The sequence below is a fragment of the Pseudoalteromonas sp. CF6-2 genome (assembly GCF_021729425.1).
Classification (GTDB): domain Bacteria; phylum Pseudomonadota; class Gammaproteobacteria; order Enterobacterales; family Alteromonadaceae; genus Pseudoalteromonas; species Pseudoalteromonas arabiensis.
Genome location: NZ_CP091442.1, coordinates 1304180 through 1318617, shown reverse-complemented (window position 1 = coordinate 1318617; position 14438 = coordinate 1304180). Strand labels below are relative to the sequence as shown.

Here is a 14438-nt window from a genome sequence, read left to right as displayed (position 1 = left end):
ATGACTTTACCCGTTAAGCTTCGCCTTTAGCGACTGTGCCTCTGCTTGCACTTCATCTGGGCCGTTGTTGATGACATCTTCAATAGCCTGTAAAGCTGAATCAAAATCGTCAATTTCAATATATGCTCTTGCTAAATCAAGCTTGGCAGAATAACCACCGCTCTCTGCATCAACGTCTGTTGGGTTATCACCTGCTAGTAAATCATTAAAGTCACTTAAGCCGACATCCATATCCACATCGTCATAAGGCTCGTAATCAAGCGCTTCATCATCACTTTGCTCTAGCAGTGAATCAATATCCACAAACTCATCACTGACCGAAGTCTCTGTTGAAGTGCTCTCAGATTCTGTAGCTTCTAGCTCATCATTATTTAAGTCGTCAATTTGTAGGTCTTCATTTAGAAGCGCATTAAAATCAACATCAAATTCACTGGCATCGGCAACATGGCTATCATCAGGTTCGGCAAGTTCATTCAATAACGCATCAAAGTCTGTTTGCGTAAGGTCAGCCATGAAATCATCATCGATATCATCATCTGAAATATCACTAAAGTCATCCGTTGAAGCTGGCTCTTTATCAGCTAATGTCTGCTCCTGTTCGTGCTCAGTACCTAAATCAAGTAGGTTATCATCTTCTTGTGTGTTCTCGTCATCAGAGTCAAGTAAGTCATCTTCTGTAAACTCATTGTCGATGAGAATCTCATCGTCAAAGTCATCGTCTAGCTGATCGACACTCGCCGTGGCAAGAGAGTCTGCTAAGTCTTGCTCTGCTTGACTCGGGGTTAACTCTGTTTCATTGGTTGTTTCGTCGACAATCTCGTCTGCTTCTAATTCATCAAATTCAAGCTCTGGATACTCTTCCAACTCTTGGCTTGGGGTAACCATATCTTGTGACAATGGCTCATCGTCAGCGTCTAAATCAACGTCATCGACAGGCTCTTCTTCAGCGAGCGGATCATCGCCAAGATCGATTTCTACTTCTTCAAAATCTTCATTTGGTTCATCTATTGACCAGTCAGGTGCAGCGACATACTCTTCCTCTTCACCAATTTCGCTAAGAAGCTCATCCACACTCTTTAATGATGGATCATCATATTCATCTAAGCTGTCGTCATCATCTAGCAAGTCATCACTGTTTTCACTAAAGTCAGTATTGATAGCTTCATCAATATCAACTTCGTCAATGTCTGCATCATCGTTTAACTCCGATGCAAGCTCCTCTACGCGGGCATCATCAATTGCTTGTTCTGCATCAGCAAGATCTTCGAGAGAATCAGTGAGATTTTCATCATGCTCAGATAAGGGCTCTGAATCAGAGAGTTCTGAAATTTGTGCTTGCGTATCTTGCTTTAATTCATTTGCCTCTTGTATTAGCTCATCAATATCATCAAGCGCTAATTCGTCATCACCATTGAGTGAATCATCTAATTCATCCTCATCGGTAAGCGAGTCAATATCATCGACATCGAGTACATCATCAAGCTCGTCTTCATCAACAAGTGCATCTGCATCTGGCTCAACGTGTGCTGGCTCATCCGCTTGCTCTTCAGCTTCATCGGTAAGTGAGTCAATATCTTTAACATCGAGTGCATCATCAATGTCGTCTTCATCAACAAATGTATCCGCATCTGGCTCATCTGCTTGCTCTTCTGCGGCTTCATCGGTGAGTGAGTCAATATCATCGACATCAAGTGCGTCATCAATCTCGTCTTCATCAACAAGTGCATCAGCATCTAGCTCATCCGCTTGCTCTTGTGCGGCTTCATCGATAAGTGAGTCAATGTCATCGACATCAAGTGCATCATCAATCTCATTTTCATCAACAAGTGCATCCGCGTCTGGCTCAACGTATGCAGGCTCATCGCTTTGTTCTTCTGCGGCTTCATCGATAAGTGAGTCAATATCATCGACATCGAGTGCATCATCAATCTCGTCTTCATCAACAAGTGCATCCGCATCTAGCTCAACGTGTGCTGGCTCATCCGCTTGCTCTTGTGCGGTTTCATCGATGAGTGAGTCAATATCATCGACATCGAGTGCATCATCAATCTCGTCTTCATCAACAAGTGCATCCGCATCTGGCTCTACCTGTGTTGGCTCATCGTTTTGATCTTCTGCGGCTTCGTTAATGAGTGAGTCAATATCATCTAAATCAATGTCATCTTCATCAACGAGTGAATCAGCGTCTGGTTCAACTGGAGCTTGTTCATCGTTTTGCTCTTCTGAGGCTTCGTCGATAAGTGAGTCAATATCATCTAAATCAAAGCCTTCCTCAATATCATCTTCATCAACGAGTGCATCCGCGTCTGGTTCAACTGGAGCTTGTTTATCGTTTTGCTCTTCTGCAGCTTCGTCGATAAGAGAGTCGATATCATCTAGGTCAAAGTCGTCCTCTATTTCATCTTCATCAACGAGTGCAGCAGCGTCTGGCTCAACTGGAGCTTGTTCATCGTTTTGATCTTGTGCGGCTTCGTCGATAAGTGAGTCAATGTCATCTAGGTCAAAGTCGTCCTCTATTTCATCTTCATCAACGAGTGCATCAGCGTCTGGTTCAACTGGAGCTTGTTCATCGTTTTGCTCTTCTGCGGCTTCGTCGATAAGTGAGTCAATATCATCTAGGTCAAAGGCATCCTCTGCTTCATCTACATCAACAAGATCACCTTCTTCAACAGGTGCTGGTTCAGAGTCGTCTGTTTGTGCTTCATCGATTAAACTATCTATATCGAAATCGTCTTCATCGATCAGTTCCGCATCAGGCTCAGTTGAAGGTTCGTCGAGTAGATCATCAATATCATCGTTATCAATACTTGCTTGTGTATCATCTGCTGCGTCTTGTTGCTCATCAATCAAGCTATCGATATCAAAGTCTTCTTCGGCAAGTTCTTCACTTAAGGCGGCCATTTCATCATTTGAAGAGCTTGATTCAAGCGAATCATCAAGGCTGTCATCGTTTTCAAATAAATTATCAATATCATCGGCGCTTAAAATATCACCAGAAGTGTCTGCACCTGATGCTTCGCTATCGAGATCAATTTCATCGCCTAAGCCGTCATCATCAGATTGGTCAAAGTCTTGCTGTAAGAATGAATCAAGTTCATCATCTTCAATCGCTTGTTCTGGCGTATCATCATTAAAGACAATATCGTCACTCAAGAGTCCTTCAAGCTCGTCTTGATTTAAAACATTGTCATCGTCTTCATCAAAGGCATCATCTATGCTGTCATCAAAAATAATGTCATCATCAGGCAGCATATCTTGCTCTAAATCGTCATCATCTAGACGAACACTGAGATCATCGCTATCTTGCTCAGGCTCAGGTACAAGCGGATCAGAGTCAATTATAGGATCTAGCTCTTCTTCGGAAGAGAAGCTTGGGCTCTGCGGCAAAAACTCATCGTCATCTGTCGACTCTGGTTCACTGCGGTTGCGTTTTTTCAAAAACATAATCACGCCGCCAATAACCAGTAATGCAGGAATAAACATTAATGCGCCCAGAACAAATGGGTTGCTCAAAAGAGACGAAAAGTTAATCCCACTGTCCTGTTCAATCTTTTTTGCTCTTTGCTGCTCAATTATTTCGTTTTGCTTATCAATCAGCTCTTTAAGTTGCTTTTGAATTTCGCTATCTTGGCCAAGCTGATTACGAACAGTTTCAAGCTCTTTAGAAATACCCGTAAGTTGGTTTTTTAACTTATTGTTCTCTTCTAAAATCTCTTCAACATTTTCTACAGAGGACTTAAATTGCTTTTGCAACTCAACCAGTTGTGTACCCTGCTCAGCTTTAATGGTGTTAATTTCTTGCTTTAACTCTTGTTTAGCTTCATCAACATCAACTTTACGGGCTTGCGTTACTTTCTTTTGAGATTCATTAATTTGTGCTGTCGTTAACGTGCCATTTTTCTTTCTCTCCCATAATTCATCGTCTTGCTCAGAACGTGCTTTTGCAAGCGTTGCGTTAACAGCTCGCATTTCCGCAATTGTAGGGATTTTAAGATAGGCGCCATCACGCATGTGATTAAGGTTTTGATCAAGAAACGATGATGGATTTTTCTCATACAGAGCCTGCATGACTTGATAGATACTCACTGAGTTATCAGGGCGAACTTTAGCCGCAATACGCCATAAAGTATCGGTCGGCTTAATTGGACCAATTGAGCGCCCCTGCGCACCATAATCGACACCTTTGGGGCCTTTAAGAGTGGTGCCTTCATTAGAGTAAGTTGGTGTTATCACCAATGCAGACGCTAATAAAAAGAGTGTAGCTAAACCGCGCATGCTGATCCTTTCGTGTTTTAAATGTTAACGCAGCAACTGTCGTTGCTTAAACATTGAGTAATTCTTGCAGAATTGAATTCTTAATTATGTTTTCTTGCAAACTCTATTCCAGCTGCAAACTATAAACCAGTTGGGCTACAATATCTATTGCAACACATTGATAGTAAATAGCTTAAATAATCGCGGCTGAGATATATTTTTATTGTTATGGTTAAGTTTATACGCTTTTACGGCGTATGCGGCAATAATTTGGCAGTGAATTCACAAAAAAAGCGGCAACTCGCCGCTTTCTCCGTTTTTAATTCAGCCTAAATCATCAGATTTAAAGATAGTTTGCAATTAGCTCTTCTGCAATTTGCACACTATTTGTGGCTGCGCCTTTACGAGTGTTATCACTCACAACCCACATATTTAGTCCGTGCGGATGAGAAATATCTGCACGCAGACGACCTACGTAAACAGTATCGTTGCCGCTTGCATCAGAGACCGCTGTTGGGTAATCGGCTAAATCATCAATAAGCTCAACCCCCTCGGCATCATGTAGTAACTGTTTTACATGTTCTAAATCAACCGGCATACGCGTTTCAATGTTAATTGCTTCACTGTGGCCAAAAAATACTGGCACACGCACACACGTAGGGTTAACAACAACACTGCTATCACCAAGGATTTTCTGTGTTTCGTTTACCATTTTCATTTCTTCACGCGTGTAGCCATTGTCTTCAAAACTATCGATTTGAGGAATAACGTTAAACGCAATCTGTTTAGGAAAAACAGCATTATCCATAGGGCGTGCATTCATTAAGTTTGCTGTTTGTTTTGCCAGCTCATCAACCGCTTCTTTACCTGCACCTGACACGGCTTGGTAGGTAGACACATTGATACGATCAATACCGTAGGCATCATAAATTGGTTTCAATGCCACTAGCATTTGAATGGTCGAGCAATTTGGGTTGGCAATAATATTACGGTTTCTAAAATCAGCTAAGCTTGATGCATTCACTTCAGGAATAACAAGGGGTACATCAAAATCGTTTCTAAAGTGCGATGTGTTATCGATAACAACACACCCTGCTTCTGCAGCTATTGGTGCATACTTTTCAGAGACACTGCCACCAGCTGAGAATAAACCAATGTGTGCTTGGCTAAAGTCAAACCCCTCTACATCAAGTACTTCAATCGCTTCACCGCGAAATTGAATTTCTTCACCTGCGCTACGGCTGCTTGCAAGTAAAAATAATTGGTCAACTGGGAACTTACGATCTTCTAACGTATCGATAATTTGGCGACCTACTAAACCTGTGGCACCTAAAACTGCAACATTAAATTTTTGCGACATGTGTTTTCCTCATGAGAATAAAGCAGATGCTCTATTCATTAATTCTAAATCCCAGTGCAGCTAATGTAGCTTCACACGCACTGTTTGCGGCCACCGACAAAGTATTAAACTCACGTCGTGGCGGATAATTTTTACGTAAACTATCAAAGCCCTCACTACTAAGCTTGCTGCGCAAGATACCATCATCACGACGCACATCATAAATTAAATGCACCAGTCGGCCGATATCATCCAAGCAAAATGTTTCGCCTAGTGTGACGGCATGGCAAATAGGTTCTGGTAGAAAATCTTCTAACGATTTAAGTGCAGCAACCCCTTCTAGTTCACAGACTTTTTGGTAAAGCATTTGCGTACCGCGCGCTTTTCCTTCCTGTGTATGCCCTGCAATGTGTACGCTGGCAAAGCGCACGTGATCAAGCAGAGGGGTCAATATAGTGGGTTCGTTTTCCCATACATCAAGTACACAGTCTAATTTTGCACCTTGTTCAAACACGTCAAGTAACGCTTGATTATCAATCACATCGCCACGGCTTGCATTAATAATGGTCATACCTGGCTTAAGTGCGCTCAGGCGTGCTTTATCTAGCATATGCAATGTTTTATGTGGGCCGTGTTTCACTAAAGGAACATGAAAACTAACAATATCGGCATTAGCTAATAGAGTGTCTAAATCAGTATGGTTGGGGAGTTCACCTGCTTCGTGCTTTGGCGGATCACATAATAGAAGTGTCATTCCTAACTGACTTAGCTTATCGCGTAAACAACTACCAATGCTGCCAACACCTACAATTCCAAGAGTTTTACCTTGCAAAGAGCTGGCATTTTCTTGGCTTAAAGCATATAGGCTACTAATTACGTACTCTGCAACCGCCACGGCATTACAACCAGGTGCACTGCTAAAGGCAATATTTCGCTCAGCAAGTAATTCAGTATCAATATGATCAACACCTATGGTTGCTGTACCCACAAATTTTAATTTATCTGCTTGAGTTAATAAGGCTTTATCTACGTTTGTAACAGAACGCGTTAAAAGTATATCAACCCCTTTAAGTTGCTCAGGCTTTAGGTTACGGCCATCAAATCGCTCAACATCACCAAAATCAGCAAAGTACTGCTCAACCAATGGCATATTTTGATCTGCAAGAATTTTCATCTGTGTGTCCGAGAAGCAGAAAAGTGGCGCTATTGTAACTAAATAATCAGCTTTCGGATAGTTAACAGCTCTGAGGATTTTGCCGTTATCTATAAAAAACTGACGTGCTTAAAAACAAAAAAGCCGAGCAAAAGCTCGGCTGTCATTCAAACAAGATAAAATTAACCTTTGTATTTGCTCATAACAAGCGTGGCGTTCGTTCCACCAAAACCAAAACTGTTAGACATAACAGTATTTAATTCTACATCTTGACGCTCTGTCACGATGTTTAAGCCTTGTGCTTGTTCATCTAACTCATCAATATTAATTGAAGGTGCTACAAAGTTATTTTCAAGCATAAGTAGTGAGAAAATCGCTTCATGAACACCGGCCGCACCTAATGCGTGACCAGTCATTGCTTTGGTTGCACTGATCATTGGAGAGTTACCACCAAATACTTCTTGGATTGCGCCTAACTCTTTTACATCACCTACAGGTGTTGAAGTACCGTGTGTATTTAAATAATCAATACCGCCTTCGATACCTTGCATCGCTTGCTTCATACAACGTACAGCACCTTCACCTGATGGTGCTACCATGTCGTAACCATCAGACGTTGCACCATAACCTGTGATCTCTGCATAGATGTGCGCACCACGAGCAAGCGCATGTTCAAGTTCTTCAACAACAACGATACCGCCACCGCCAGAGATAACAAAGCCATCACGGTTTGCATCGTACGTACGCGATGCTTTTTCTGGTGTTTCGTTGTATTTCGTTGACAATGCACCCATTGCATCGAATTCCATTGCCAGTGTCCAGTGCAGTTCTTCACCGCCACCTGCAAAAATAACGTCTTGCTTACCTAGTTGAATTTGCTCAACCGCATGACCAATACAGTGTGCAGATGTCGCACATGCAGAGCTAATTGAATAGTTAACACCTTTAATTTTAAATGGTGTTGCCAGACACGCCGAGGTGGTGCTCGCCATTGTACGTGGAACCATGTACGGGCCTACACGTTTTACACCTTTTTCACGTAGGATGTCTGCCGCTTCTACTTGCCATTTAGATGAACCACCACCTGAACCCACCAATAAACCTGTGCGCTCGTTCGAAACTTGCTCTTCGTTAAGGCCAGCATCTGCAATTGCTTGTGCCATTGAGATATAGGCATATGCAGCCGCATCGCCCATAAAACGCATTGCTTTACGATCAACAAATTCTTTAACATCAATATCGATTTTGCCAGATACGTTACTACGTAGGTTGTAATCAGCAAATTCTTGGTTGAACGCAATACCACTGCGACCCTGTTTTAATGATTCTAATACTTCTTCTTTGTTGTTACCGATGCTTGATACAACACCGATGCCCGTAATAACGGCTCTTCTCATGGGTAATTACCTTAGCTATATACTAAATTATGTTCTATTTTACGCTGAAATTACTCTCGAAGTGGTCAGCTTTCTAGCGTACACATGTACTCTGAATGTGTAGCTTATAAATAACGCCAGACTATTTCAAAGAAAACACGTAAAATAATGAAAAAAAATTCGTTGTTATTTAGTTAAGTCATGATCAAAAACGCAAATATTCATTTTAATCACCTTGGTACACCCGTCGCCGATGAATTTGGCGATGTTTATTTCTCCAATGACGATGGCTTAGCTGAATCGCATTATGTGTTTTATCAACAAAACAATATCTCGCAACGATTACAAAATCATGACCGCAACCACTTTGTGATTGCCGAAACGGGCTTTGGTACAGGGCTTAACTTTTTAAACACATGGCAGCATGCAGAGCAAGAAGTTCAAAATCAACACGACCTTAATCTAAATAACTCCGTTAAACGCTTACATTTTATCTCGTTTGAAAAATATCCAATTAAACGTGATGATCTTGCTGATGCACTCAAGGCATGGCCTACACTAGCCCTTTATAGTGAACAACTTATTGCAAACTACCCTATCAATTTAGCGGGATGTCACAGGCTCGAGTTTGCTAATGGCCGTGTTGTACTTGATCTCTACTTTGGCGATGTACAAGACAGCATTGATGCTATGAGCTATACAAGTGAAGGCATCATTGATGCTTGGTACCTCGATGGCTTTGCCCCCAGTAAAAACCCCGATATGTGGCAACAGAGCCTATTTAATAAAATGCGCACTATTTCGCGCAGCAAAGCCACCCTTGCCACCTTCACCGCAGCAGGATTTGTAAGACGAGGTTTAATAGAGGCTGGCTTTACTATAGGCAAAGCGAAGGGCTATGGTAAAAAACGTGAAATGCTCATTGGCGAATTAGCAAAGCCAAATGGGCAACAATCTGCTCCTGCTTATTTTTCTCACCAGACGAGCAAGTTAAACAATGTGGCTGTGATTGGCGGCGGTATAGCCAGTAGCAGCGTACTATATTCACTGGCTAAAAGAGGGATTAGTACCTCATTATTTTGCCAAGATGAAGCACTTGCCATGGGCGCTTCACATAATGTTCAGGGCGCTGTTTACCCGCACCTACAAGCCAAGAACTCACCGCATAGCGAAATGTTTGCCCATAGCTTTTTATATGCTATGCGCCTTTATCAGCAATTACTTGATGCTGGCTTTGACTACCCTCACCAATGGTGTGGTGTGTTACAACATGCAGTAAAACAAGGCCTTGCCGATAAGCATCAAAACCTTGCCAATAAAGAGCTCTGGCCAATTGAACTAATGCGTAATGTTAGCGCCTGCGAAGGTGATGAAATTGCTGGTGTTGACACAGGCTATTCAGGTGTATTTTTTGAAAAAGGCGGCTGGGTCAACCCACCTGCACTGGTAACAGCACTATTTAATGCGGCCAACTCACTAAGCACGATTAACAGTCATTTTAATTGCCATATTAAACAGCTCGAAAAAACCGCCGCAGGTTGGCTTTTACATACACAAGAGCAAACATTTGGCCCATTTAGCGATGTGATTAATTGTGCTGGTGAGCACAGCGACCAATTTAGCCAAACTCAAGCATTACCCGTTGTAGGCGTTCGAGGGCAAGTTTCCCATGTTCAAGCTAGTACGTCATCAAAGCACTTAAAGACCGTGCTCTGTCACAAAGGTTATTTTACACCTGAGTATCAAGGCCATCACTGCATGGGAGCGACATTTGAAAAAAACTCGAAAAGCCGCGAAGTAAAACAGCAAGACAACCAAACAAACCGCGAGCAATTACTTAGCTTTTACCCAAACAGCGAGTTTGCCAACTCCTTAGGTGAGATAACCGCAGCAAAAGCCGCGGTAAGATGTACCTTTATCGATCATCTGCCCATGGCTGGTGAATGGGCAGAGCAAAGTGACTATACCAGCGCATTTGCTAATTTAAGGCTAGGTAAACGCTATCAATACCTAACCTTAGAAAAACCTCAGCAAGGGCTGCATATACTCACAGGATTTGGGGCGAGAGGACTCTGTAGCGCTCCTTTATGTGCCGAGCATTTAATTGCCTGCTTGAATGATGAACCAAGACCATTTAGCGAGCGAGTGAGCCAAGCGATTCACCCTGCTCGCTTTATAGTGCGTGATCTTATTCGCAATAAAATTTAACAAGGGGCTTACAAGCCCCTGCCATGTTTAATTCGTTAATCGTTCAACAAGCTCTACTCGCCTATTAATCTGACGACCTAAGTCGTTTTTGTTCGTTGCGGCAGGTGCATAGGGCCCTACACCGTAGCCTGTTAAACGCGATTCTTTAATACCGTATTGAGCCACAAGTGCTTTAACAACGGCTTTGGCACGTTTGGATGACAGCCTTAAGTTATACTCAGGGCTGCCTTTATCATCGGTGTGACCAACCACGTACAGGTTTAAACGTTTATTTTTATTTAAAACATCAGCAATCACTTTTAATGATTCCGCTGACTCAGGCTTGATATCTGCTTTGTCGTAATCAAAGAAAATACCATAAATAGCCGCTTTCCCTTTTTGCTCTAGTTGTTTTAATACCTGATCGGGGTTGGTTTTAACTAGACCCTCTTGTAATGGCTCTGTTCGAATGACAACAAGTTGAACACGCGTGTTACCTTGGTAGTTACCAACAAAAAAACCGACATACGTTGTTTGGTTCTCTACTGTACTTTTCATTAGCTGATAACGGGGCTGACGGTGATAGTTGTACACCTGTTTTATTGCTATATGATCGCCGAGCGCTTGTATTGCTTTTCTGTCCTTGCCACAGGTTTGGTGCTCACAACTAAACACCGTTTCAAACCCTTCTTTTATCAATGCAGATACATAATTGTGGTAAATTTTAAGTGTTGATACTTGCCTAATTACATAGGTAATGCGGGTAATATCCCCTGTCACTTTTTCAACAGGTAATTGTTTAGTGTTTGTATCGAATGCACCAACTGGCAACGAAAACTCTTCATAGTCAATCTGTTCATATGATTCGATATAACTACCAGGGTAACGGCTTAATAATGGGTGGTCTTTAGAGCCTCTTTCATCATCTTTTGCTGCTTTAGCTACGTTGTTATTTTGCTGTTTTGCAAAGCCAGCTGCATCCGCTTTAATTAACCCTGTTTCAATCTCTTTTACTGCCACGGAAGAAACCATAACACGGGTTTTATTCTGATATTGACCAGTAAAAACCGTCACTGCAAAGTCAGGGGCTTCACCTTTCGTTGCATAAATATAATAAGGTTTACGGTGGTAATTATACGGGTTGAAATAGCTCACTGTGTCAGCAAAATCGCTGCTTGTACCACATGATTCAAGTTCACATGAGTAAGCTATTTTAAAGCCATCTGCTATGAGCGCTGCTTTATAGTTTTCAATCACTTTAAGGGTAGCCACATTCTTAATTTCATATAAATTATGACTAACATCACCAATATGCTCAGTATAACTAAAGCGATTTGCTGTTTTTTGGGTCATATCAAATTGGCTCACCAATTTAGTTTGCTCGCCTGCTAAATTAATTGAGCTTTCAAGTTCACTGTTTGGGTAAGGTGAAATAAGGGGCTTTGCCGAGATTGAATAGCTAAAAATGGCCGTTAGTAATACTAAGGCTTTTGAAAATGTTTTCACTTAGAGTCCTTTTTAAAATATCCATGTACCTAGTTTAGACTATGCCAAAATTCACTTTTTAATTCAAAGTTTGATTTACCCCCTTTAAAAATAAATAGATACCCCAAGGTCTTTAGTTAACGACGAAAATTACCCAATAGATAGAAGGAGTTTGAAATGAAAACCTTAATCATAGGTGCAAGTGGGCAAATCGGTAAAATGACCACTCAAAAAATGCTGAGCGAAGGCAATGATGTGGTGGCACTGGTTCGTGATAAAAACAAGCTAGCCGGTATTGAGCACAATAATTTAACCATTGTTGAACAAGACCTTGAAAACGACTTTAGTCGTGCTTTTGAGGGAATAGAGCAAGTGATTTTTAGTGCGGGTTCAGGTGGCGCAACGGGTGCAGACAAAACACTACTCATTGATTTATGGGCCGCAGTTAAAGCTATAAATTATGCAGTAGATGCCAAAGTGAACCATTTTATTATGGTGAGCTCAATTGGCGCAGATGCACCAGACAACATCGAAAGCAGCATTAAGCCCTATTTAGTAGCTAAGCATATGGCTGATCAACACCTCATACAAAGTGGGCTAAATCACACCATTATAAGACCAGGTACGTTACTGGATGATAAGGCCACAGGAGTGTTCACAACAACCCGACCAGCGACACGTCAAGATGCTGTTATCAATCGCGAAGACGTTGCCGACGCGTTAGTCTATATTGCGACGAAAGAGTCTAAAAACTCACAGGTTTTTGAGCTATTTAATGGCGATAAACCATTAAACGAATTACCTGCTTTTAATTAAGTGCGTAGCTTATTCCTTGCCAAGCAAGTTGCAGGGAAAGCACAGTTAACACTAAACGAAAAATCTTTTTAAATTTGTCGGATGAAATGCGGTGCAATAATTTTAGGCCAAGCCATGTGCCTATTGCACCGCTTAAAATCATTAATATCACCAAAGGTAGCCATTGCCAAAATGCAAAGCCCACTGCACCGTATAAAATCGCTTTTAGCGTGTGCTGAACCGTCATACAGCTTGAAAAAGTGGCTGTAAACTTAAGCTTGTCGTAATTATTCACGTATAAGCAGCTACCAACCAATGGGCCACTTGCCCCCACGAACATCGAAGTAAAGCTTGTCCAAAGCCCTGCAAACACTCGCCATAGTTTTGATGTTTCTCTCAGTTTTGGGGTTACGCCCCAAAGTAAATACAACACAAACACAGCCACAACAATCTTCATTAGCTCTAGCGGGATCGATGTCACAATAGACGATGCCACTAATGCGCCCAGTACACCGCCTAATGAAAAGTATATAAACATCGCCGCATCAATATGCTTAAAGGTAAACAAAAAGCGATTGGCGTTAGAACCAAGCTGCACTAACCCATGTACAGGGATCACCACCCCCATAGGTAGCATTGACGCCATAATCACTAGCAACATTAACCCACCACCCGCACCAAACGCAGCGGAGATCATCGATGTAAAGCCGGCTACAACAATCAATACAATTGTGCTGATCGGACTTAATAACTCACCACCTAATAATTCCCAACTCATTAATTCCATTACGTCGCTTTATCATGTTATTTGATTCAAAACTAACATGCTCGGCAAAGTTAAACGACTGTTTAAACACCTCTTTAGACTAAAAGGTAATCAGTTTAAAAGCATGCAACTGGTCGGACTAGAGGTTTATTTTCATCTGCTGATGGTATATAACTAAGCACACTCAAAGATAAAATAGAAAGCATCCTGCATGGAATTAATGAACGTCAAAACACAAGGCTCTGTAGCCATACTCACCATGGCCGCAGGTGAAAATCGTCACAACCCTGCTTTTGCAAAGGCATTTTTAAACTGCTTAAATGACATTGAAGCCAACCCTGCACACAAAGCACTGGTTATTACTTCAAATGATGAAAAATCATGGAGCCTAGGCATAGACACAGACTGGCTAATGCCCGCTTTAAAAGCGCAAAAGCTAGACGAAGTGAGTGATTTTATGCATGCAATGGACGCAGTATTTAAGCGTTTATTACTATTTCCGATGCCAGTAATTGCCGCCATCAATGGGCATGCGTTTGGCAACGGCGCTATTTTAGCCTGCGCGTGTGATTTTAGATTTATGCAAAGCAACCGTGGTTTTTTCTGCTTTCCAGAAGTAGATTTATCAATTCCGTTTTTACCAGGCATGCTAGCCTTTATTAAAAAAGCCATTCCACACTATCGCTTTAACGAAATGATGCTCACAGGCCGCCGAGTAACCGCCGACGAACTTGCAAAAGATCATATAATCGAACAAGCCTGCGCAGACAGCGACAGCTTATTTAATACCGCCCTTGAATTTGCCAGCCAATTCGATAAAAAACGCGCTATTTTTGCCGAGCACAAAAAGCGCCTACACAAACAAATAATCGACACCATTGATATTGAAAATAAACCCATCATCGATGCTGTGCAGTTAGTTGTGTGATGCTTATAAGAGAGCCTCTAAACTATCAAGTTTAGAGGTTTTTATGTTCGAAAGGCTAAAATAGGGTCTAAATGAGACACCTAAAAGCCAGCTGTTACGCCTTAATTGTTATGCTATGAAAGAGTTTGTCAGTGTTAGTGGTGCTGGATTATAAG

General features: G+C 41.8%; 9 protein-coding genes. 3 read left to right on the top strand and 6 right to left on the bottom strand.

Features of this window, described 5'->3' with window-relative positions; all coding sequences use genetic code 11:
* Positions 1-6 precede the first annotated feature (6 nt).
* The 4 genes from L3Q70_RS06050 to fabB form a co-directional block, all read right to left on the bottom strand.
* Entirely contained in the window at positions 7-4275 is a 4269-nt protein-coding gene (locus L3Q70_RS06050) for a FimV/HubP family polar landmark protein (protein WP_237115077.1), read from the bottom strand.
* A 322-nt stretch (positions 4276-4597) separates the two neighbouring features.
* Positions 4598-5614: an aspartate-semialdehyde dehydrogenase gene (locus L3Q70_RS06045; RefSeq protein ID WP_062570635.1), complete on the bottom strand. Its 1017-nt coding sequence runs from the start codon at positions 5612-5614 to the stop codon at positions 4598-4600.
* A gap of 31 nt (positions 5615-5645) precedes the next feature.
* Positions 5646-6767: a 4-phosphoerythronate dehydrogenase gene (locus L3Q70_RS06040; RefSeq protein WP_237115076.1), complete on the bottom strand. Its 1122-nt coding sequence runs from the start codon at positions 6765-6767 to the stop codon at positions 5646-5648.
* 161 nt (positions 6768-6928) lie between these two features.
* Positions 6929-8143 carry a beta-ketoacyl-ACP synthase I gene (gene fabB / locus L3Q70_RS06035; RefSeq protein WP_062570633.1) on the bottom strand — a complete coding sequence of 405 codons (1215 nt, stop codon included), beginning with the start codon at positions 8141-8143 and terminating at the stop codon, positions 6929-6931.
* Between the two features lie 180 nt (positions 8144-8323).
* Here fabB and mnmC point away from each other — a divergent pair, with 180 nt between their 5' ends.
* Positions 8324-10330 (top strand): bifunctional tRNA (5-methylaminomethyl-2-thiouridine)(34)-methyltransferase MnmD/FAD-dependent 5-carboxymethylaminomethyl-2-thiouridine(34) oxidoreductase MnmC, encoded by a 2007-nt coding sequence (mnmC, locus tag L3Q70_RS06030; RefSeq protein WP_237115075.1) that lies wholly within the window; start codon positions 8324-8326, stop codon positions 10328-10330.
* A 27-nt stretch (positions 10331-10357) separates the two neighbouring features.
* On the opposite strand, the gene L3Q70_RS06025 is transcribed toward mnmC, so the two are convergent.
* Positions 10358-11815 (bottom strand): OmpA family protein, encoded by a 1458-nt coding sequence (locus tag L3Q70_RS06025; protein ID WP_237115074.1) that lies wholly within the window; start codon positions 11813-11815, stop codon positions 10358-10360.
* A gap of 156 nt (positions 11816-11971) precedes the next feature.
* On the opposite strand from L3Q70_RS06025, the gene L3Q70_RS06020 reads away from it, so the two are divergent.
* Complete coding sequence (locus L3Q70_RS06020; RefSeq protein WP_237115073.1) at positions 11972-12610, top strand: SDR family oxidoreductase; 639 nt, start codon at positions 11972-11974, stop codon at positions 12608-12610.
* Here L3Q70_RS06020 and L3Q70_RS06015 read toward each other — a convergent pair.
* Positions 12603-13376 carry a sulfite exporter TauE/SafE family protein gene (locus L3Q70_RS06015; RefSeq protein WP_228074444.1) on the bottom strand — a complete coding sequence of 258 codons (774 nt, stop codon included), beginning with the start codon at positions 13374-13376 and terminating at the stop codon, positions 12603-12605. The genes L3Q70_RS06020 and L3Q70_RS06015 overlap by 8 nt on opposite strands.
* A 199-nt stretch (positions 13377-13575) precedes the next feature.
* Here L3Q70_RS06015 and L3Q70_RS06010 point away from each other — a divergent pair, with 199 nt between their 5' ends.
* A complete protein-coding gene (locus L3Q70_RS06010; RefSeq protein WP_237115072.1) occupies positions 13576-14283 on the top strand; it encodes an enoyl-CoA hydratase/isomerase family protein in 708 nt (235 codons plus the stop codon).
* The last annotated feature ends 155 nt before the right edge of the window (positions 14284-14438 follow it).